Source organism: Nocardia niigatensis NBRC 100131 (genome assembly GCF_000308655.1).
In the GTDB taxonomy this organism is placed as follows: domain Bacteria; phylum Actinomycetota; class Actinomycetes; order Mycobacteriales; family Mycobacteriaceae; genus Nocardia; species Nocardia niigatensis.
This window is the reverse complement of the sequence record NZ_BAGC01000054.1, coordinates 137257-160975: the sequence shown is the minus strand read 5'-3', so window position 1 is coordinate 160975 and position 23719 is coordinate 137257. Positions and strand designations below refer to the sequence as shown.

General features: G+C 71.3%; 4 protein-coding genes (1 of these 4 cut by a window edge). 3 read left to right on the top strand and 1 reads right to left on the bottom strand.

Annotated elements, in window-relative coordinates:
• Position 1: 1 nt before the first annotated feature.
• Positions 2-1243, bottom strand: a complete 1242-nt coding sequence (locus ON33_RS26175) for a cytochrome P450 (protein ID WP_040861749.1) — start codon at positions 1241-1243, stop codon at positions 2-4.
• Positions 1244-1618: 375 nt separating this feature from the next.
• On the opposite strand from ON33_RS26175, the gene ON33_RS26170 reads away from it, so the two are divergent.
• The 3 genes from ON33_RS26170 to ON33_RS26160 all read left to right on the top strand — a co-directional run.
• Complete coding sequence (locus ON33_RS26170) at positions 1619-2971, top strand: GAF domain-containing protein (protein ID WP_040861748.1); 1353 nt, start codon at positions 1619-1621, stop codon at positions 2969-2971.
• Between the two features lie 439 nt (positions 2972-3410).
• Positions 3411-21530, top strand: a complete 18120-nt coding sequence (locus tag ON33_RS26165; protein WP_083869312.1) for a non-ribosomal peptide synthetase — start codon at positions 3411-3413, stop codon at positions 21528-21530.
• Positions 21530-23719: the 5' end (the start) of a non-ribosomal peptide synthase/polyketide synthase gene (locus ON33_RS26160; RefSeq protein ID WP_040861746.1), read on the top strand. The gene runs 16830 nt beyond the window's last position; the window shows 2190 of its 19020 coding nt (coding positions 1-2190); it begins with the start codon at positions 21530-21532; its stop codon lies off the right edge, out of view. Before ON33_RS26165 ends, ON33_RS26160 begins: the two co-directional genes overlap by 1 nt.

The following is a 23719-nucleotide window of genomic DNA, read 5'->3' as shown; positions in this document are numbered from 1 at the left end:
CTCAGCGGGGTGTCAGGCGGACCGGCATGTGCCGCACGCCGGTGTGCTTGTTGCTGCGGGTGTATTCGACGGGGGCGGTGAGTTCGGCGGTGCCGACGCGGTCGAGGAGAGCGTCGAAGATGACCCGCATCTCCATGCGGGCCAGGTTGGATCCCAGGCAGAAGTGGCCGCCGCGCCCGAAGGCGAGGTGCGGGTTGGGCCTGCGGGTGATGTCGAAGCGGTGTGGTTCCGGGAAGACGTTCGCGTCGCGGTTGGCGGAGGCCCACCACAGGGTGACCTTGTCCCCGGCCCGGATTCGCTGCTCGCCGAGCGCGGTGTCGCGGGTGGCGGTGCGGCGGTTGTACGAGGTGGAGGAGGCCCACCGCAGCATTTCCTCGACGGCGCCGTCCAATTGGGTGCGATCGTCCTGCAGCGTCCGCCAGATCTCGGGCCGTTCGATGAGCGCGAGCATGCCGACCGCGATGGAGTTGCGGGTGGTTTCGCTGCCGGCCGCGATGAGCAGGCTGAACAGCATGGCCTTCTCCATATCGGTGAGCGGCTGCCCGTCGATGGTGGCGTGCGCGGCGAGTGACATCAGATCGTCGGCGGGCGCGGCGGTCTTGGCGGCGAGGAGTCCGGTGCCGTAGGCCCGGGTTTCGGCGACGGCCCGCTGGCTGCGGGCGGTGGCCTCGCCGAGGTCTCGATCGTCGTAGTCCAGGGCCACGTTCGCCCAGCCGAACAGCTGGTGGCGATCCTCCTGCGGTACCCCGAGCAGTTGGGCGACGGCCTGCAGCGGTAGTTCGGCGGCGAGATCGAGCAGAAAGTCGCAGTCGCCCTCGGCGAGTGCCGCGTCCACGATGGCGGCGGCCCGGTGCCGCAGATCGTCCTCGATGAGTCTGAGCGTGCGCGGTGCGACGCTGGGCATGAGCAGCTTCCGCACGCCCGCGTGCCGGGGGTCGTCCATCATGTTGAGCAGCACCCCGACCGCCCAGTCCACCGGCAGATCCTCGATGAGCGTTCCGCCGCCGGCGCGCCCGCCGCCGCTCTCGGAGGAGTACGTGGCCGAATCCCCGGCTACGGCAACGATGTCCGCGTACCGGCTGATCACCCAGAATCCTTCGCCGGCGGGGGTGTGCGCGGTGGGCGGATGCCACCACACCGGTTGTTCGGCGCGGAGGTGATCGAAGACCGCGTGCGGGAAGCCGTGCGCGAAGCGGCCGAGGTCGGTCAGGTCGATGTCCTCCACGGACCCACCCTGACACAGCCTGCAATGTCACGGCAGCGCATTCGGTGAACGGGACAGGGGCGAAAGGCAGAGCGCTGCAGTCTGATTCGCCATTGCCACGGACGCGCTCGAAACTAGCAAACGCTGGGAGTTCGCGGCCCGGCTCGATTCTGGACCGCGCTCCGCCTCCCCGCGCTTGGAGCGGGGGAGCGAAGCGGGGGAGCGAAGCGGGGGAGCGAAGGAGGGAAGAATCGAGCTTGCAGGGCCGCGAAGAGCCGGAGCGTAGCGAAGGCAAATAGACACAGCTCACATTTTGCGGGCGGGCTGTTGGCGTGTGACCTGTCGGACAAACGTCCGGCTTCCGCCTTGGGGTCTTGGGTGCGCCGGTACTCTTTGGGGCGGAAAGAAAGGCAAATGGTCAGCAATCTCGCAGGTGGTGGGCAACCCAACCACGGCGTCGAACCGGGCAGTCAACTCGGGGCGCTCGAAACTTATGCCGCCCAGGCACACGGATACCTCAGTGTGGGCGGGGATCAACTGGGGCAGTTGCCCGGCCTGCTGCGGCCGATGGTGCTCGAGTCATGGCTGCGCAGTCTGCGCGGCGGCGTCGATCCGATGGACGACGGAGACGGTCGTGGCCTGCGCGGCGCCGACCTGGAGCGTTACCGTGACGCCCATCCGATCGCCGCGGTGATGCCCCTGGTGGACAAGCTGTTGCTGCGTGACGCCACCAGTACGGGACTGATCGTGGTGGTGGCCGACCAGTTCGGCCGCGTGCTCTCGGTGCACGGCAATGCCGATCGGGTGCAGGCGGCCGCGGAGGCGGGCCTGCGTGAGGGCAATGACCTGAGCGAGCGCCGGGTCGGCACCAATGCGGTGGGCCTGGTGGTGCGCACCGGCCGCGCGGCCTGGATTCACGGGCCGGAGCATTTCCTGCATCGCATGCACCAGATCACCGGAGCGGCTGCGCCGGTGCACGATCCTGACGGCCGTCTGGTGGGCGTGCTGATGATCGCCGGCGGGGTGCGGGTGGCGCGCCCGGAGATCCTGGCGCTGGTGAAGGCGGCGGCCACGGCCGCGGAGATGGACCTGCTGCTGGCCGCGGTCCGTTCGGGCCAGGATCGGCGCGCGAATGCCGGTGCGCCGGCACCGGAGCGGCTGGGCCTGGAGGTACTCGGGCTGGGGCAACCGCAGTTGACGGTGGCGGGGGAGCGAGTCCCGTTGTCGCAGCGGCACGCCGAGATCCTGCTGCTGCTGGCCGAGCACACCGAGGGCCTGTCGGCCGATCACCTGGCGCTGCTGCTCGACGACGCCGATCTGGACAACGCTACGATTCGCGCGGCCATGTCGCGGCTGCGTTCGGTGGTCGGGTCGAATGTGTTCGGCTCGCGCCCGTACCGGCTGCGGGTGCCGATCGCCACGGATGTGGAGGCGCTGCGCGCCGCACTGGACTCCGGGGATGTGGATTCGGCCGTGCGTTTGTACGCGGGTCCGGTTCTGCCGCGTTCCACCGCGCCGGGAGTTATAGACATTCGCGATGAATTGCGAGTGCGCCTGCGCACCGCCGTATTACGTTCCGGCGACACTTCGGTCTTGAGTCGGTGGACATCCGGTGCCGAGGGTCGTGATGATGCGGCCGCGTGGGCCGCCTATCGGGCCACCGTCGATCGTGAGTCTCCGCTGTATGCGCAGATCGAGGCCAAGATTCGCGTGCTGGATCGGCGCATGGGCGCAGATGCAACGCAGTTGCAACGTTTCGACTCATAGTCTCCACATCCGAAAGTGTGGTCGGTCACACGTTTGGCTTGTCATGTGGTCGTACCCACATTCATCGCGATCTTCGCGTGCTGCTGCCGGTCAACTAGACGCTCGTCCAACTTTTTTTCGGGAAAAAGTTCCTTTTTATTGTGTAAACGCCTAGTGTCCACATGCATGAACGGCATCCCTGTGATGCAGGTGACAGTTGGAGGAGATCGGCAGCAGGACATCCCGGACGCGATGACCCGGAGGCAATCGCGTCCCGGCCGGAGAGCCAGCAGGCCCGGCCGCTTCGAGCACTAGTTGGATCACGCGCGGACTTCGCCGCGCATTCGTCGAATCACCCAGGGCGGTGCGATTTTTCGCGGCCTGGTGCGCCCTCGTCAGCCGAGCGCACCCAGGTCTATTTCGTGATGCCCGAAACCGTTGGTCGACATAGCAATTCGCCATGACAAGGGAGGCTCTGGTGCAGGGTACGGACTCGAGTGGTCTCGGACCGAGTGAAATTCCGACGTCGGATGTCTCAGCGCCCTTTCCCCTCGGACCCGCGCAGATCGGCGTCTGGTACGCCCAGCTGCTGAACCCCGACGTGCCGTGCAGCATGGCCCAGTACGTCGATATCCAGGGCGATTTCGATGTCGACCTGCTGCTGCGGGTGTCCCAGGACGGCGTGCCCATCTGGCGTTCCTCCCAGCTGCGCTTCACCGAGATCGACGGTCAGCCGTTCCAGTACATCGACGAATCCGCCGGTCACAACACCCGTCTCATGGACCTGCGGTCCGAAGCCGATCCCATCGCGGCCGCGCACGAATGGATGCGCACGCAGGTCGTCCAGCCGGTGGACGTCCTCCGCGACGCCGAGCGGCTCTTCGCGCCCGCCCTCATCCAGGTCGCCGATCAGCGCTGGTTCTGGTTCGTGGTCGGCCACCACATCGTGGGCGACGGCTATGCCGCCATGAACACCATGCAGTGGACGGCTCGGCGCTACACCGCCCTGAAGCGCGGCCTGGAACCGGAGACGGTGAAGGTCGGGACCCAGCAGGAGCTGGTCGAGTCCGAGCTGGCCTATCGCGAGAGCAGCCGCTTCCGGACCGACCGCGCGCACTGGGCCGCGCGCACCGCCGGCCTGGAGGGCGGCACCACGCTCAAGGGCCGTTCCGCGCCGCCGCGGGCCGGCAATATGAGCTACGGGCAGATCCTGCCCGAGGAGCTGCAGCGCCGCATCGAAAAGTGCGGTGAGCAGCACGATTCCGGTCTGCCCGGGGTGATCATCGCGGCCTTCGCCGCCTACCTGGCCCGGCTCACCGGCAAGGACGAGGCGGTGCTGAGCCTGCCGGTGACGGCCCGCACCACCGCGGTCATGCGGCGCTCGACGGGCATGCTGTCCAATATCGTGCCGCTGCGGATTCCCGTCCGCGACGAGACCACCTGGGGTGAGCTGCTCACCTCGGCGCGGGTGGAGATCTCGGGCGCGCTGCGCCATCAGCGCTACCGCCACGAGGACATTCACCGTGATGCGGAGCAGCAGGGCAGCCCGGCCTCGCGCGCGCTGTTCGGCCCGATGGTCAATGTCATGCTGTTCCATCCCCAGCTGGAGTTCGGGGATATCCAGGCGCGGCTGCACCTGTTGTCCTCCAGCCCGATCGAGGACATGAGCCTCAACCTCATCTACGGGGACGGCGACCGGATCCGCCTCGATCTCGAGGTGAACCCGAACCTGTACACCAGCGCGGAGAACGTCCGTCACCACCGGCGTTTCCTGAATTTCCTGGAGCACCTGGTCGGCCTGGGGTCGGAGGAGCGCCTCGCGGGTGTGGACATCTGCACCGAGCTGGAACGCGATGTGGTGCTGCGGTTGTGGAACGACACCGCGTACCCGGTGGATGCCGACGCGACGCTGGTGTCGATGTTCGAAGCGCAGGCGGCCCGCACGCCGGCGGCTCCAGCGGTGGTCTTCGCCGGTGAGCCCGCCCGCGACCTGACCTACGGCGCGCTGGCGGAGCGTGTGAATCGCCTTGCCCGCCACCTGATCTCCCTGGGCGTCGGCCCGGAGTCGCTGGTCGCGCTGCATCTGCGCCGGTCGCCGGAGCTGGTGGTGGCCATGTACGCCGTGCAGGCCGCCGGTGCGGCCTACGTGCCGCTGGATCCGGATCATCCGGCCGAGCGCACCGCGCACATCCTGAAGACGGCCGCGCCCGCCCTGGTGCTGACCACCTCGGCCGATCGCCCCGAAACCACTGTCACCGCACTGGATCTGGACCAGCTGAGCGGCGACGCGCTGGCCGGCTACTCGGCCGCGCCGGTGACCGATGCGGAGCGCCCGGCGCCGCTGCGGGCCGCGAACACCGCCTACGTCATCTTCACCTCGGGTTCCACCGGACGCCCCAAGGGTGTGGCGGTGACCCACGCGGCGATCGTGAACCGCCTGGTGTGGATGCAGCAGACCTACCGGCTCGCGGCCACCGACGTGGTGTTGCAGAAGACGCCCGCCACCTTCGACGTTTCGGTGTGGGAGTTCTTCTGGCCGTTGCAGATCGGCGCCACCCTGGTGCTGGCGCAGCCCGACGGCCACCGCGACCCCGCCTACCTGCGGGCCGTGATCGCCGAATACGGCGTCACCACCGCGCATTTCGTGCCTTCGATGCTGGAAGCGTATGTATCCGAGTTGGAGCAGTCCCCGCCGGAGCGGAGCGGAGGCAAATTGAACACAGTGTTCGCCTCCGGTGAGGCGCTGCCGGCTCGGACCGCCCAGCGGCTGGGCGCGCTGACCGGCGCCGCCCTGCACAATCTCTACGGTCCTACCGAAGCTGCGGTCGATGTCACCTTCCACGAGGTGACCGCCGCGGACACCGTTTCCGTGCCGATCGGCGCACCGGTGTTCAATACCCGGCTGTACGTGCTCGACGCACGCCTGCGGCCGGTCCCCGTAGGGACCCCGGGTGAGCTGTATCTGTCGGGGGTTCAGCTCGCCCGGGGCTACGTGGCGCGTCCGGGCCTGACGTCCGAGCGCTTCGTCGCCGATCCCTTCGCCGCCGGGTCCGGCGAGCTCATGTACCGGACCGGCGACCTGGTCAGCTGGACCGACAATGGTGAGCTGGAGTACCTGGGCCGCACCGATTTCCAGGTGAAGGTGCGCGGTCTGCGCATCGAACTCGGTGAGATCGAGTCGGTGCTGGCGGGGGTGGCGGGCGTGTCCCGCGCGGTGGTGATCGTGCGTGACGATCAGCTGGTGGCCTACGTGGTCGCGGCCGCCGAGGTGGATGCCACCCGGTTGAAGGCGGCCGCGGCGCGGGCGCTGCCGGCCTACATGGTGCCGAGTGCCTTCGTGGTGCTGGATGCGCTGCCCGTCAATGCCTCCGGCAAGCTGGATCGGGCCGCGCTACCCGAGCCGGTGCGGGTGGCGGTGCGGCACGAGGCGCCGGTCACCGTGACCGAGCAGGCGGTGGCGCGGGTCTTCGGCGAGGTGCTGGGTGCGACCGAGGTCGGCCGGACCGACGATTTCTTCGCCCTGGGCGGCAACAGCCTGATCGCCACCCAGGTGGCGGCGCGGCTGAACGCCGAGCTGGGCTGCCGGCTCACCGTGCGCGAGATGTTCTCCGCCACCGGCGTTTCCGAGCTGGCGGCAGTCATCGACGACCAGTTCCTGGACGCGGACGCGGCGGCGGGCAGCGCGGTCGCGCTGGTGCGCCGCGAGCGCCCGGAGGCGCTGCCGCTGTCGCCGGCGCAGCAGCGCATCTGGTTCCTGAACCGTTTCGACACCGGCAGCGCCGGCTACAACATGCCGTTCGTGGTGCGCCTGCGCGGCGAGGCGGACGAGGCGGCCATGCGGGCCGCGCTGATGGATGTGCTGGACCGGCACGAGGTGCTGCGCACCGTATTCCCTTCGACGGCTTCGGGTTTCGCGTGCCAGCAGGTGCTGACCGTCGCCGCGGCGGCGGAGCCGGTGGCGCAGGAGGCGTGCGACGCTGACGAACTGGACGCACGGTTGCGCGAGTTCGCGGCGCATGGCTTCGACCTGGAGAGCGAGATCCCGTTCCGGGCAAGGCTGTTCACCGTCACCGGTGCGGTCGCCTCGGATTGCGGACTGGGCGGTCCGGTAGTGGTGGACGCCGCCGATCTGGACGTGCCCGAGTACGCCGTCGCGATCGTGCTGCACCACATCGCCGCTGACGGCCTGTCGCTCCCGGTCCTGGCCCGCGACCTGATCACCGCCTACCTGGCGCGGTCCCAGGGGCAGGCCCCGGGCTGGCAGCCGCTGGCCGTGCAGTACGCGGATTACACGCTGTGGCAGCGTGATCGCCTCGGCGCGGCCGGCGATCCGGACTCGCTGCTGTCGCGTCAGCTGGACTTCTGGCGGCAGGCCCTGGCGGGCGCCCCGGACCTGCTGGAGCTCCCCTCCGACCGCCCGCGCCCGGTGGCCGCCACCGGCCGCGGCGCCAAGCTGGCCGTCGAGCTGTCCGCCGAGTTGCATGCGAGCATTTCGGAAACGGCTCGGGCCGAGGGTGTTTCGACCTTCATGCTCATGCACGCCGCGCTGGCGGTGCTGCTGTCCCGCCTTTCCGGCGAATCGGACATCGTCATCGGCACCCCGGTGGGCGGCCGTGGCGCGCGCGAACTCGACGACCTGATCGGCATGTTCGTCAATACGCTGCCGCTGCGCACCGAGATCGACGGCGCGCTGAGCTTCCGCGAATTCGCGCACCGGGTCCGCGACACCGACCTCGCGGCCTTCGCGCACGCCGACGTGCCCTTCGAACAGCTTGTCGAGGCACTGAATCCGGCTCGCTCGCAATCACGGCATCCGCTGTTCCAGGTGGCCCTGTCCTTCACCGCCACCGGAGACATCAACCTCGAACTGCCCGGGCTGCTTGCCACGACGGGTACCCTGGACACCGAGGTGACCAAGTTCGACCTGTCGGTCGCGGTCACCGAAAGCTTCGCCGGTGCCGGTCCCGGGGAAGGTCCGGCACCGGCGGGGATCCACGCGGAGTTCGAGTTCGCGGTGGATCTGTTCGACCCCGCCACCATCGAGGTCTTCGCGCACCGGTTCGTGCGCCTGCTCGAGGCCGTCACCAGCGATCCCACCACCATCGTGGACGCGCTGCCGCTGCTGGACCCCGCCGAATACGCCGATCTGACAACCCGTTCGGGCGGCATGGTGCAGGCCACCCGCCTGCTGCCGGACATGATGGCGCGCGCCGTCGCGGTCGGCGCGGACCGCCCGGCGCTGACCGCCGGCGAAACCACGCTCAGTTACGGCGAACTCGACGCGACCACCAGCCGCCTGGCCCGCCTGCTGATCGACCGCGGCATCGGCCCGGATGATCTGGTGGCGGTCGGCCTGCCCCGCTCGCTGGAAGCCGTACTCGCGGTGTGGGCGATCGTGAAGACCGGCGCGGCCTGGCTGCCGGTGGATCCCGCGTTCCCGGCCGAGCGTATCGCGCACATGGTGCGTGATTCGGGCGCGGCGCTCGGCGTGACCACCGCCGCGGTGGCCGAGTCGCTGCCGGATGTGCTGTCGTGGCTGGTGCTCGACGAGCCCGGATTCCGTACCGATTGGGCCGGATTCGCGGCCGAGCCGATCACCGACGCCGACCGGGTGCGCCCGCTGCGCGCCGGGAATGTCGCCTACACCATCTACACCTCCGGGTCGACCGGCGTGCCCAAGGGCGTGCTGGTCACGCACGCGGGCGTGCCGGGTCTGGCCGCCTCCCAGTACGAGCGCTATGTCGGTTCGCCGTCGGCGCGGGTGCTGCAGGGCTCCACCCCGAACTTCGACATCTCGGTCGCCGAACTGCTGATGGCCGTCGAGTCGGCCGGCACGCTGGTGATCGCGCCGCCCGGGGCCACCGTGGGCCCGGAGCTGGCGGAAGTGATTCGCGCGCAACAGGTGACGCACGTCCTGATGACGCCGTCGGCGATCGGCACCATCGATCCCGCCGACGTGCCGGGTCTGCGCCACATCGCGGTGGGCGGCGAGGCCGTCCCGGCGGAGCTGGTGCGGCGCTGGGCCGAGGCCGGGCGCACCCTGGTCGACGCCTACGGGCCCACCGAGACCACCGTGGTCGTGAATGCCAGTGCGCCCCTGCCCGCCAACGGTCCGGTGACCATCGGCCGTCCGCTGGCCGGGGTGCGCGAGTGGGTGCTCGACGCCCGGCTGCGTCCGGTGCCGGTGGGCATGATCGGCGAACTGTACGTGGCCGGTCCGCAGCTGGCCCGCGGCTACCGCGGCCGCGCCGCCCTCACCGCCGACCGCTTCGTGGCCTGCCCGTGGGCGCCCGGTGAGCGCATGTACCGCACCGGCGACCTGGTGCGCTGGACCGCCGACGGCGCCGTGGATTACCTGGGCCGCAACGACTCCCAGGTCAAGGTGCGCGGCTTCCGCATCGAGCTGGGCGAGATCGAGTCCGCGGTGGCGGCGCATCCGCTGGTGCGCAGCGCCGCGGTGATCGTGCACCGCGACGCCGTGCGCGGCGACCAGATCGTCGCCTACCTGGTGCCCGAATCCGAGGGCCTCGACCTGGCCGAGCTGAAGTCCGGACTGTCGAATCGCCTGTCCGCGTACATGATTCCGGCCGCCTTCATGGTGCTCGACGCCCTGCCGATGACCATCAACGGCAAGCTGGACTACCGCGCGCTGCCCGCGCCGGTCTTCCCCAAGCGCGAATTCCGCGCGCCCGTTACGCCGGTCGAGCAGCTGGTCGCGGATGTCTTCGCCGAGGTGCTGGGCCTGGCCCCGGCCGTCGTGGAGACCGCCGTGGAGACCGTGCCGCCGCGTCCCCGGCCGGCCTCGGCCGATGCGGGCGAGGCCGATTCGGCCGCGCACGCGGTGGGCGCGGACGACGACTTCTTCGAGCTGGGCGGCAATTCGCTGATCGCCACCCAGGTGACCGCCCGCCTGGGCGCCGCCCTCGACACCCAGATCCCGGTGCGGCTGGTCTTCGAGGCATCCAGCGTGGCCGAGCTGGCCGCGCGGGTGGCCGAGCTGGCCGGATCCGGTTCCCGCGCACCGCTGGTGGCGGGCGAGCGGCCCGAGGTGGTGCCGCTGTCCTACGCGCAGCAGCGCATGTGGTTCCTCAACCGCTTCGACAACAGCTCGATCGCGGACAACCTGGTCGCGGCCATCCGGCTGGACGGCCCGCTGGACGTCGGCGCGCTGGCCGCGGCGGTCACCGATGTGGTGTCCCGGCACGAAACGCTGCGCACGGTGTACCCGGCCGTGGACGGTGTCGGCCGGCAGCTGGTGCTGTCCGCCGAGGCGGCGGGCGTCGTCCTGGCGCCCGAGCAGGTCGGCCCGGACGAGCTGGAAGCCCGCATCCTCGAGCTGGCCGTGCTGCCCTTCGCGGTGGACGAGCAGGCGCCCGCCCGGCTGACCCTGCTGCGCCTGGCGGAGCACACCCACGTGCTGGTGGTCGCCGTGCACCACATCAGCGCCGACGGCTGGTCCATCGCGCCGCTTACCCGGGATCTCATGGTGGCCTACACCGCTCGCCGCGCCGGCGCCGCGCCGCAGTGGACGCCGCTGCCGGTGCAGTACGCCGACTACACGCTGTGGCAGCGCGCGGTCCTGGGCGACGAGGACGATCCGGAATCGATGCTGGCGGAGCAGATTCGCTTCTGGCGCGCCGAATTGTCCGGTCAGCCCGACACTCTGGAGCTGCCCAGCGACCGGCCCCGGCCGGCGGTCGCCACCCGTCGCGGCGCACAGTACCGCTTCACCATCTCCGCCGAGCGGCACCGCCGCCTGCGCGAGCTGGCCGAGCGCGATCACGCCACGGTGTTCATGGTGCTGCACGCGGCGTTCGCCACCCTGCTCGCGAAACTGTCCGGCACCACGGACATCTCGATCGGGTCGCCGGTCGCGGGCCGCGGCGAGCAGGCGCTCGACGACCTGGTCGGCATGTTCGTCAACACCCTGGTGCTGCGCACCGAGGTGACCCCGCACCGCTCGTTCCGAGAGCTGCTGACCCGGGTGCGCGAGGCCGATCTGCGGGCCTTCGCGCACGCCGACGTGCCCTTCGAGCGGCTGGTGGAGGTGATCGCCCCGATGCGCTCGCAGGCCCGCCACCCGCTGTTCCAGGTGGCCCTGGACCTGGCCAATGTCACCCAGCCGACGCTGGAGCTGGACGGGCTGACAGTGTCGCGCCTCGATCTGGATCCGGGCGCCGCCAAGTTCGATCTGCAGCTGTCGGTCGGTGACGACCCCGCGACCGGCGCGCTGAACGCCCAGTTCACCTATGCCACCGACATTTTCGACGAGGCCACCGTGGCGGCCTTCGCACGCCGGCTGGACGTGGTGCTCGAGGCTGTCACCGACGAGCCGGACCGGCTGGTCGGCGAGATCGACCTGCTCATCGGCGACGAGCGCTCCCGGGTGCTCATGTCCTGGAACGACACCACCCGGGACACGCGAGAGCTGCTGCCCGCCGGCGGTTCCGCGACCCTGGTCGACCTGTTCGAGTCCAGGGCGCTGACCTGCCCCGACGCCCCCGCCATCGAATTCGAGCACGCCGATACCTCCCAACCGGCTACGACTCTGTCCTACGGCGAGTTCGCCGGCCGGGTGCACCGCCTGGCCCGCAAGCTGGCCGACTGCGGCGTGACCGCCGAATCCCGCGTGGCCCTGGCCATGCGGCGTTCGGACCACATGGTCGTGGCCATGTACGCGGTGCTCGCCGCGGGCGGCGCGTACGTGCCGGTGGACCCGGACCAGCCGCGCCTGCGTATCGACCACGTGCTCGACGCCGCCGCCCCGGTGGCCGTCCTCACCACCGTGCGCGACGGTTTCACCACCGACCGCGACCTGCCGGTCCTCGCCGTGGACGCCCTCGACCTCGACGAGTACTCCAGCGCCCCGCTCACCGACGCGGATCGCCTGGCGCCGCTCCGTGATTCGAACACCGCCTACGTGATCTTCACCTCGGGTTCGACCGGCCGCCCGAAGGGTGTGATCGTGCCGCACGCGGCCATCGTGAACCGCCTGGTGTGGATGCAGGCCGAGTACGGCCTCACCGCCGCGGACGTCGTCCTCCAGAAGACCCCCTACACCTTCGACGTGTCGGTGTGGGAGTTCTTCTGGCCCTTGCAGGTCGGCGCCAAGCTGGTGGTCGCCGCCCCCGACGGCCACCGCGATCCGAAGTACCTCGTCGACACCATCGTCCGCACCGGCGTCACCGTCGCCCACTTCGTGCCGTCCATGCTGGCCGTCTTCGTCGCCGAACTCGAATCATCCGCCCGCCGAGCCCCGGAACCCTCGCTGGTTCGCGGCGCAAGCGCGGGGAGGCGGAGCGCTCGTTCTGGACTGAGTGGAGCGGGGGAGCGAAGCGGAGGAGCGGAGGGAGGGAAGATCGAGACCTTCAGCGCCGCGAATCCGCCGGAGCGCAGCGGAGGCAGATTGAACACTGTGTTCGCCTCCGGTGAGGCGCTTCCCGCGCCTACCGCGCAGCGGCTGCGTGAGCTGACCGGCGCGCGCCTGCACAACCTGTATGGTCCGACCGAGGCCGCGATCGACGTCACCTATCACGAGGTGGGCGACGCGGATACGGCGTTCGTGCCGATCGGCCGGCCGGTCTGGAACACCCGCACCTACGTGCTGGACGCCCGCCTGAACCCGGTCGCGCCGGGTGTCGCGGGTGAGCTCTATCTGGCGGGCGATCAGCTGGCCCGGGGTTACCTGGGTCGCGCGGACCTGTCCGCGGATCGCTTCGTGGCCAACCCCTTCGGCACCTCCGAGCGCATGTACCGCACGGGTGACCTGGTCACCTGGACGGCCGAGGGCGAGCTGAACTACCTGGGCCGCACCGACTTCCAGGTGAAGCTGCGCGGTCTGCGCATCGAGCTGGGCGAGATCGAGGCCGCGCTGCTGGCGCAGCCGGGCGTCGCCCAGTCCGTGGTCGTGGTGCACGCCGACGCCCACGCCGGTGACCAGCTGGCCGGCTACGTGGTCCGGGAACCGGAGGCCGTGGTCGACCTCGACGCGATCAAAGCCGCCCTGGCCGCCGCGCTGCCGGGCTACATGGTCCCGGCCGCGCTGGTGGTGCTGGATGCCTTCCCGCTCAACGCCTCCGGCAAGCTCGATCGCACCGCCCTGCCGGCTCCCGTCTTCGAGACCGCGGTCTACCGCGCGCCCGAGACGGTCGCCGAGGAGGTCGTGGCCGGTGTGTTCGCGGATCTGCTCGGGGTCGAGCGGGTCGGCGCCCACGACGACTTCTTCGCCCGCGGCGGCAGTTCGCTGCTCGCGGCCCGCGCCGTGGCCCGCGTGGGCGCGGCCCTGGACGCCGAGCTGTCGGTGCGCGACCTGTTCGACGCCCCGACGGTCGCCGGTCTGGCCGCCATCGCGGAGGCCAAGGCGGGCACCGGAACCCACCTGCCGTTGACCGCGCGGCCTCGCCCCGAGCAGGTGCCGCTGTCGGATGCCCAGCGCCGCATGTGGTTCCTCAACCGCTACCACGCCGATGTGATCGGCACGGGCCCCGGCGCGGCGTCGGACAACATCCCGCTGGTGCTGCGCGTGTCCGGTGTCCTGGACGCCGACGCCATGAATGCCGCACTGCGGGACGTGGTTTCGCGCCACGAGACCCTGCGTACCGTCTACCCCGACGGCCCGGACGGCCCCGAACAGCAGGTGCTGGCGACGGCCGGCGCCGAGCTGCTCACCGCCCGCGTCACCGCTGACGAGGTCCCCGGCCGGGTGGCCGGGGTCATCGGCCACGCCTTCGACCTGACCAGCGAAACCCCGCTGCGCGCGGCGCTGTTCAGCCTGTCGGACACCGATCATGTGCTGGTGCTGGTGGTTCACCACATCAGCGCGGACGGCTTCTCGCTGGGCCCGCTGGCCACCGACTTCATGACCGCCTACCAGGCCCGCCGCGCGGGCGCGGCGCCCGCGTGGGCCCCGCTGCCCGTGCAGTACGCCGACTACACGCTGTGGCAGGCCGAGCGCCGCGGCGACGACTCCGACCCGAAGTCCCTGGCACACCGGCAGCTGGAGTTCTGGCGGCAGCGCCTGGCCGGGCTGCCCGAACAGCTGGAACTGCCCGCGGACCGGCCGCGTCCGGCGATCGCCTCGCTGCGCGGCGGCACCCACCGCCTGAGCATCGACTCCGATCTGCACAGCCAGCTGGGCGAATTGGCGCGCAAGCACGACACCACCCTGTTCAGCACCGTGCACGCGGCGCTGGCGGTGCTGCTGGCGCGGGTGTCGAACAGCACCGACATCGCGATCGGCACCCCGGTCGCGGGCCGTGGCGAGCAGGAGCTCGACGGCCTGGTCGGCATGTTCGTCAACACCCTGGTGCTGCGCAGCGAGATCGACCCGCGCGCTCGCTTCGAGGCCGTGCTGGACGCGGTCCGCGAGGACGACATCGCGGCGCTCTCGCACGCCGAGGTGCCGTTCGAGCGCCTGGTCGAGGTGCTGTCCCCGGCCCGTTCCCAGGCCCGGCATCCGCTGTTCCAGGTCGCCCTGACCTTCCACAACTACGCGCTGCCCACGGTGGAACTGCCGGAACTGCGGGTGCGCCCGGAGACCCTCGACTCCGGCGTCGCCAAGTTCGATCTTCAGTTCACCGTGCTCGAGACCCACGCCGAGGACGGGCGCGCGGGCGGTATGGACATCGAGATCACCTACGCCAGTGAGCTTTTCGACGCCGGCACCATCGCCGAGCTGGCGGGCCGGTTCAGCCGGGTGCTGGCCGCGGTGGCCGCCGACCACACCGTGGTGGTGGGCGACATCCAGCTGCTGAGCAGCGAGGAGAGCGCCCGGGTCCTGCACGAGTGGTCGAGCACCGGTCCCGATGTGGCCGAGTTCGCCACGCTCGCCGACCGATTCGCGACCGCGGCCGCTCTCGACCCGGCGGCCCCGGCCGTCCGCGCCGGCGATGTGACCCTCGGCTACGCCGAGCTCGACGCCCGTTCCAACCGCCTGGCCCGCTACCTCATCGCGGCCGGTGTCGGCCCGGAATCCCTGGTGGCCGTGGCGCTTCCGCGCACCGCTGACCTGGCGGTGGCGCTGCTGGCCGTGGTGAAGGCGGGCGGCGGCTACCTGCCGATCGACCCGAACTACCCGGCCGACCGCATCGAGTACATGATCGACGACGCCCGCCCGGTGTGCGCGATCAGCAGCGGCGACGCCCAGCTGCCGGCCGGCTGGTTCGGCGGACCGGTCGTCTGCCTCGACACCATCGACCTCGACGGCTACGCCGCGACCCCGGTCACCGACCGCGACCGGCGCGCGCCGCTGCGCCCGGCCGACACCGCCTACGTCATCTACACCTCCGGTTCCACCGGCCGCCCCAAGGGCGTGGTGGTCCCGCACCGCAATGTCATCCGCCTGTTCGACAACGCGCAGGGGCACTACGGTTTCGGGCCCGCCGATGTGTGGACCATGTTCCACTCCTACGCCTTCGACTTCTCGGTCTGGGAGCTGTGGGGCGCGCTGCTGTACGGCGGCAGCGTGGTGGTGGTCGACTACTTCACCTCGCGCTCGCCGCAGCAGTTCCGGGAACTGCTCGCCACCGCGGGCGTGACCGTCCTCAACCAGACCCCGTCGGCGTTCTACCAGCTGATCTCCGCCGACGCCGAGGTCGATTCCGAGCTCGCGCTGCGCTATGTGATCTTCGGTGGCGAGGCGCTGGAACCGCAGCGGCTGGCCGGTTGGTTCGCCCGCCACCCGCAGACCCCGGCGCTGATCAACATGTACGGCATCACCGAGACCACGGTGCACGTGTCCTACCGCCCGATCACTCCGGACACCGGCTCCGCCAGCGTCATCGGCGGCGCGCTGCCGGGTCTGAAGGTGCGCGTGCTGGATTCGCGGCTGCGCCCGGTCCCGGTCGGCGTCCCCGGCGAAATCTATGTCTCCGGTGGGCAGTTGGCGCGCGGCTACCTGAACCGCCCGGCGCTCACCGCCGGCCGCTTCGTGGCCGACCCGTACGGCGCTCCCGGCGAATCCGCCTACCGCACCGGCGATCTGGCGCGCTGGACCGCCACCGGCGATCTCGAGTACCTGGGTCGCATCGACCAGCAGGTGAACCTGCACGGCTTCCGCGTCGAGCTCGGCGAGATCGAAGCCGCGCTGCTGCGGGATCCGCGGGTGCGTGAGGCCGCGGTCATCGTGCGCCACGACGCCGCGGTGGACGCCTCCCGCATCGTCGGCTACGTCGTCCCGGCCGCGGACTCGGCCCCGTCCACCGCCGACCTGCGCGCCTTCGTCGCCCAGGAGCTGCCCGAGCACATGGTGCCCGCCGCGGTGGTGCTCGTGGACCGGATCCCGTTGACCGTCAACGGAAAACTCGACCGCGCGGCCCTGCCCGCCCCGGTCTTCGAGGGCACCGGGTACCGGCAGCCGGCGACCGTCGCCGAGGAGCTCATCGCCAACGTCTACGCCGACCTGCTCGGCATCGAGCGGGTGGGCGCGGACGACGACTTCTTCGCCCTCGGCGGCTCCTCGCTGCTCGCGGCCAAGGCGGTCGCCCGCATCGGCGCCCTGTTCGACACCACGGTCGGCGTGCGCGCCCTGTTCGAGGCGCCCACCGTGACCGCGCTGGCCGCCCGCGTGCAGGCCGAGGCCGACGGGCCGAAGCGTCCGGTGCTGGCCGCCGGCGCCCGCCCCGAGCACCTGCCGCTCTCGCCGGCCCAGCAGCGCATGTGGTTCCTGAACCGCTTCGATCCCACGTCGACGGCTTACAACATCCCGCTCGCCCTGCGCCTGACCGGCGAGCTGGACGCCCCCGCGCTGGAGGCCGCCTTCGCCGCGGTGGTGGAACGGCACGAGACCCTGCGCACCGTCTACCCGGAGACCGCGGACGGGCCCGCGCAGGTGATTCTGCCTGCGGGAGCGCAGGTGGTTTCGGAGCTCGAACCGGTCGACCTGACCGAGGCCGAGCTGGTGGGCCGGATCACCGAGTTCGCCACCACCACCTTCGACGTGACCGTCGACGTGCCGGTGCGGGTGCTGCTGCTGCGCGTGGTCGACGCCGAGGGCACGCCCACCGGTGATCACGTGCTCGCCGGTGTGCTGCACCACATCTCGGCCGACGGCTCCTCGGTGGTGCCGTTCGTGCGTGACCTGATGGTCGCCTACGACGCCCACCTGTCCGGTGCCCGGCCGTCGTGGACGCCGCTGGCCGTGCAGTATGCCGACTACGCGCTGTGGCAGCGTGCCCTGCTCGGCTCCGAGGACGATCCGGAGTCGGTGGCTGCGGGCCAGCTCGCCTTCTGGCGGGAAACCCTGGCCGGTCTGCCCGACCAGCTGGAACTGCCCGCCGACCACCCGCGTCCGGCGCGGCAGAGCCTGCGCGGCAGCTATATCCGGCTCCCGCTCGACGCCGAGCTGCACGCCGGTCTCACCGAGCTGGGCCGCCGTCGCGGCGCGACCCTGTTCATGGTGGTGCACGCCGCCTTCGCGGCCCTGCTGTCGCGGCTGTCGGGCACGACCGACATCGCGGTCGGCACCCCGATCGCGGGCCGCGGCGACGCCGCCCTCGACAACGTGATCGGCATGTTCGTCAACACGCTGGTGCTGCGCACCCGCACCGACGGCGGCGAACCGTTCACCGACCTGCTGAGCCGCGTGCGCTCCGGCGACATCGCCGCCTTCGGCAATGCCGACGTGCCCTTCGAACGACTGGTGGAGGTGCTCAACCCGGCCCGCTCCACCGCCCGGCACCCGCTGGTCCAGGTGGGCCTGTCCTTCCAGAACCACGATCGCGCCGAGCTGCGACTGCCCGGCCTGACCGTGTCGGAGGTCGAATTCGACACCCACGTGGCGCAATTCGATCTGCACCTGTTCGCGGTGGACCACTACACCGAGACCGGCGCGCCCGCCGGGCTGGAGCTGACCCTCGGCTACGCCCACGACCTGTTCACCGAGGGCACCGCGCAGCGCTTCACCGCCGCCCTGGCCCGGCTGCTGGAAACCGTCTCGGTGCAGCCGGACACCATCATCGGCGATATCGATCTGCTGGGCGCGGGCCAGCGGCAGCGCATCCTGCACGACTGGAACGCGACCGCGCACCAGCTCGCCCCGGCCACCCTGGCCCATCTGGTCGACGCCCAGGTGGCGGTCGCGCCGGGCGCGGTCGCCCTGCTGGACGGCGCTGGAACACGGCTCACCTACGCGGAATTCGACGCCCGGGTGAACCGGCTGGCCCGGCGGCTCATCGCCGCCGGCGTCGGCCCCGAGACCGGCGTGGTGCTCGCCATGCGGCGTGGCATCGATCTGGTGGTCGCCATGTACGCGGTGGTCAAGGCGGGCGGCGCGTATGTGCCGATCGACCCGGACCACCCGGCCGACCGCATCGCCTACATCGTCGAAACCGCCGCTCCGGCAGTGGTTCTCACTACCGCGGCCGACGGCGTGCCGTTCCCGGCCACGGTCCCGGTGCTCGAGGTGGACCGGCTGGAGCTGTCCGGCCTGTCCGCCGCCCCGATCACCGACGGTGAGCGCGTCCGCCCGCTGCGCCCGCAGCACCCGGCGTACATCATCTTCACCTCGGGATCGACCGGCCTGCCCAAGGGCGTGGCGGTGCCGCACGCGGCCATCGTCAACCAGTTGCGCTGGCTGCGCGCCACTTTCGAGCTCGACGCGGGCGACCGCGCGCTGCTGAAGACCCCCGCCACCTTCGACCTGTCGGTGTGGGAGTTCTGGTCCACGCTGACCACCGGCGGCAGCCTGGTGGTGTCCGCGGCGGGCGACGAACGCGATCCCGACCGCCTGCGCGCCCTGATCGACACCCACGCTGTCACCGTCCTGCACCCGGTGCCCTCGCTGCTGGGCATGCTGCTGGCGGGCGGTCCGCTGCCCGCCTCGGTGCGCGCGGTGCTGGCCATCGGTGAGGCGCTGCCCGCCGCGACGGCCGCGGAGTTCCTCGACCGGCACGCCGAGAACGCCGACGGCGCACGCCTTTTCAACCTCTACGGCCCCACCGAGGCGGCGGTCTCGATCACCTCCTACGAGGTGCGCGAGCGGCACCGGCAGGCGGTGCCGATCGGCTCGCCCGCCTGGAACAGCCGCGTCTACGTGCTCGATGCCCGCCTCTCGCCGGTCCCGATCGGCGTGCCCGGCGAGCTGTACCTGTCGGGCGCTCAGCTGGCGCGTGGCTATCACGGCCGCCCGGCGCTGACCGCCGACCGTTTCGTCGCGGACCCGTTCGCGGGCGGGCGCATGTACCGCACCGGCGATATCGTCCGCTGGCGCGCGGACGGCGCGCTCGAGTACATCGACCGGGCCGACTTCCAGGTCAAGATCGGTGGTTTCCGCATCGAACTCGGTGAGGTGGAGACCGCGCTGTACCGGCAGCCCGGCGTGAGCGCCGCGGTCGCCGTCGCCCGCACCACCGCGGACGCGGGCGCCCGCCTGGTCGCCTACGCCGCGGTCCCCGGCACGGACCCGGAGCGGCGTGACGAGGTGTCGGCCGCGCTGCGCGCCGCGCTCGCCGCGGAGCTGCCCAGCTACATGGTCCCGGCCGCGCTGGTCGTGCTGGACGCCCTGCCGCTGAACACCAACGGCAAGGTGGACCGGGCCCGGCTGCCCGAACCGGTCTTCGCCGTCGCCGCCTACCGAGAGCCGGTGACCCCGCTCGAGCGGGCCGTCGCGGCGGGCTTCGCGGAGGTCATCGGCGCGGCCGAGGGCGCACAAGCGCAGGGCGGTGGAGCGATCGGCCTGGACACCGATTTCTTCGCCCTGGGCGGCAATTCGCTCATGGCGACGCGCCTGGCCGCCCGGCTGGGTTCGGATCTCGGTGTGCGGGTGCCGGTCTCGGCCCTGTTCGAGGCCCCGACCGTGGGCGGGCTGGCGGGCTGGATCGCCACCGCCGACCCGGCCGAGCTGCTGCCCGCGCTGACCCGCCGCACCGACGCGGGCCCGGCCCCGCTGTCGCTGGCCCAGCAGCGCATGTGGGTGCTCAACCGCCTGCACCCGGAGTCGGGCGCCTACAACGTGCCCGCCGCCGTCCGGCTCACCGGCGCGCTCGACAAGGTCGCGCTCACCGCCGCCCTGCGGGATGTGCTGGAGCGTCACGAGATTCTGCGCACCCGCTATCCCGAGATCGACGGCGAGCCCGTGCAGGTGGTGCTGGAGTTGGGTGACCTCGACGGCGAACTCACCACGATCCCGGTGCCGGAGAACGAGATCCAGGCCCGTCTGGTCGAGGCGGTCACCGCCGGTTTCGATGTCACCGTCGCGCCGCCGGTGCGGGTGACCCTGTTCGAACTCGGTCCCGCCGATCACGTGCTGCTGGTGGTGCTGCACCACATCAGCGCCGACGGCTACTCGGTGCTGCCCATGACCCGGGATCTGGTGCTGGCCTACACCTCTCGCCTGGCCGGGGACGCGCCCGCCTGGGCGCCGCTGGAGATCCAGTACGGCGACTTCGCCGCCTGGCAGCGCCGGGTGCTCGGCTCCGACGCCGACCCGGACAGCCTGCTGTCGCGGCAGCTGCGCTTCTGGGTGGACGAGCTGGCCTCCGCGCCCGAGCAGCTGGCGCTGCCCACCGACCGCCCGCGGCCGGCCCGGCGCGAGATGCTCGGCGAGACGGTCGATTTCGCGGTCGACGCGGAGACCGTCGAGCGGCTCTCGGAGCTGGCCCGCGCGCACGGCGCCACCCTGTTCGGGGTCGTGCACGCCGCCTTCGCGGTGCTGCTGGCCAAACTGTCCGGCCAGCGCGACATCTCGATCGGCGTCCCGCTCGCCGGTCGCGGCGAGCGGGCGCTGGACGACCTGATCGGCATGTTCGTCAACACCGTGGTGCTGCGCGCCGAGGTGGACGGCAAGCTCGCTTTCACGGACCTGCTGCGGCAGGTGCGCGACCGCGATCTGGCGGCGTTCGAGCAGGCCGATGTCCCGTTCGAGCGCGTGGTGGAGGCCGTGCTGGCCGCCACCGGCCGGGCTCGATCGGCGTCGGTGAGCCCGCTGTTCCAGGTGGCCTTCGCCTTCCAGAACATGGCGCCGGTCTCGGCGGCACTGCCGGGTCTCACCGTCGAGGCGCTCGATCCGGAGCTCACCGAGGCCAAGTTCGACCTCCAGCTCACCGGTATCGAGCGGCACGACGACGCCGGCCGCGTGGTGGGCCTGGACATGCGATTCGGTTACGCCACCGACATTTTCGGCGCGGACAGCGTGCGGCTGCTGGCGCAGCGCCTGCTGCTGGTGCTGCACACCGTGGTGGCCGCTCCGGATGCGCCGGTGCGCGACATCGACATTCGCACCGAGGCGGAACGCACCCGCCGCCCCGCCGGAACGGTCAAGGTCGAAGCGTCGGCACAGCAGCCGGCCGATCTGCCCGCCCTGCTCGCCGCCGCCGCGGCGGTCGCGCCCGAGACGGTCGCCCTCACGCACGGCGAGCATGCCGTCACCTATCGGGATCTCGCCGAGAAGATCGCCGTCACCGCCCGCGCCATGGGCGCCGCCGCGAAGCCGGAGGCGCTGGTGAACGTGGCACTCGCCGGATTGGTACCCGGCATTCTGGCCGCTCTCGGCGCGGCCGGACTCCAACAGGCCCTGAGCACGCTCACCGCGGACGCGCAGGCCCTGGTTCTTCGCTCGGAGAGCACGTCGGAAGGAAGCCTCTGATGCACTACGCAGAGTCGATCGCCACCAGCCGGAACGGACGGGTCACGGCCTTGCGCCGGGCCTACGGCGTGGGCGACCTACCTGGTCTCATCGCCGTCGTGGCCGAGCTGGACGCGGACCGAATAGCGCTGCGGGACGCGGGCGACACCGTCGCCTACGGCGCCCTGGCCTCGGAGATCGCCATGCTCAGCGAGGCCATGGGCGGCGCGCTGGAACCCGAGGCGCTCATGCAGGTGGTGGTGTCGGGCCAGCTGCCGGGACTCATGAGCGGCGAGGCGGGCGGCCTGACCGCGGCCCTGGAGGCGCTGGTCGACGACGCCGTGCTGGTCGCCTCCGACGTCCTGGACCCGAAGCTGGCCCCGATCGAGACCCTCAGCACGCAGTTCCGCGCCCAGGTGCAGCGCACCCCCGACGCGGTGGCCATGGAGTTCGAGGGCGCGACCCTCACCTACGCCGAATTCGCCACCCGCGTCACGGTTCTCGCCCGGCACCTGCGCGGTCTGGGCGTCGGCCCGGACGTTTTGGTGGCGCTGTCGGTGCGCCGCTCCTTCGAGCTGATGGTCGGCATGTTCGCCATCCTCGAGGCGGGCGGTGCGTACGTGCCCGTCGATCCGGACCACCCGGCCGAGCGCACCTCCTACGTACTCGAGGTGGCCCAGCCCGCGGTGGTGCTCACCACCACGGCCGACCAGCCCGCCTTCGACATCGCGGCGCCGGTACTGCGCATCGACGAATTCGAGCGCAACGCACGGGAATACGGCATGGACGGTGACCGGCTGCTGTCCCCGGCCGACGATCCGGAGCTGCCGCAGCCGGGTCCGGACAATCTCGCGTACGTCATCTTCACCTCGGGTTCCACCGGCCGCCCCAAGGGCGTGGCCATCCCGCACCGCGCCGTCATCGCCTTCCTGCGGTGGCAGCAGCGGCAGTTCCGGATCACCGCCGACGACGCGGTGCTGTTCAAGACCAGCACCACCTTCGACGCGTCGGTGTGGGAGATCTTCTGGCCCCTGCAGACCGGGGCGCGGCTGGTCATCACCACCCCGGACGGCCACCTGGACCCCGCCTACCTGGTGCGCGTCATTCGCGAATCCCGGGTCACCACCGCGTTCTTCGTCCCGTCGATGCTGTCCGCGCTGATGGGCGAGGTCATGGGCGCGGGCGAGGAACTGCCAGATTCCCTGCGTTATCTGCTCACCGGTGGCGAGACCGTCCCCGTCGGCACCGCCGCTGACTTCCGCAGCGTCAGCGGCGCGACCCTGTTCGACGCGTACGGTCCCACCGAGTCCACCGTGCTGGCCACCACCCACGAGGTCACCGCCGCCGATGTCGACACCATTCCGATCGGCAGCCCCGGCGACGATGTCGAACTGCTGGTCCTGGACGCGGATCTGCGCCCGGTGCCGGTCGGCGTGGTGGGCGAGCTGTATGTGGCCGGCACGCAGCTGGCCCGCGGCTATGTGGGCCGCGCGGGGCTGACCGCGGAACGGTTCGTGGCAAATCCCGATGGCCCCTCGGGCGATCGCATGTACCGCACCGGCGATCTGGTGCGCTGGGTCTCCGGTGTGGACGGCGGCCCGGACGAGCTGGAGTACGTGGGTCGCAGCGACTTCCAGGTGAAGATGCGCGGCCTGCGCATCGAACTCGGCGAGGTCGAGTCCGCGCTGCGCCGCGACGCCGCGGTCGCGCAGGCGGCCGTGCTCATGCACACCCGCCCCAACGGCGAGCAGGCGCTGGTCGGCTACGTGGTCGCTGCGGATGACGCCGAGATCGACAGTGCCGCAGTGCTTTCCACCGTGCGGGCGCACGTGCCCGAGTACATGGTGCCGTCGCTGCTGGTGCCGCTGGCCGCCATGCCGATGAACGTGAACGGCAAACTGGACCGGCGCGCGCTGCCCGACCCGGTCTTCGCCGACACCGCCACCGCCTACCGGGCCCCGGCCACCCCCGCCGAGGTGGCGGTCGCGGCCATCTTCGCCGACCTGCTCGACCTCTCGGTGGTCGGCGCGGACGACGACTTCTTCACCCTGGGCGGCAATTCGCTGATCGCCACCCGCGCCATCGCCCGGATCCGGGAGACGCTCGGCGTCACCGTCGACGTGCGGGACTTCTTCGAGCGCCCGACCGTGTCCGCGCTGGCGGAGCTGGGCGCCGGCGCCGGCCCGGGCGCCCGGCCGCCGCTGACCGCC

Excerpts from the sequence above, each read along its gene's own strand:
- ON33_RS26170 (WP_040861748.1), top strand. The coding sequence starts at position 1,619 with ATGGTCAGCAATCTCGCAGGTGGTGGGCAACCCAACCACGGCGTCGAA.
- ON33_RS26165 (WP_083869312.1), top strand. The coding sequence starts at position 3,411 with ATGACAAGGGAGGCTCTGGTGCAGGGTACGGACTCGAGTGGTCTCGGA.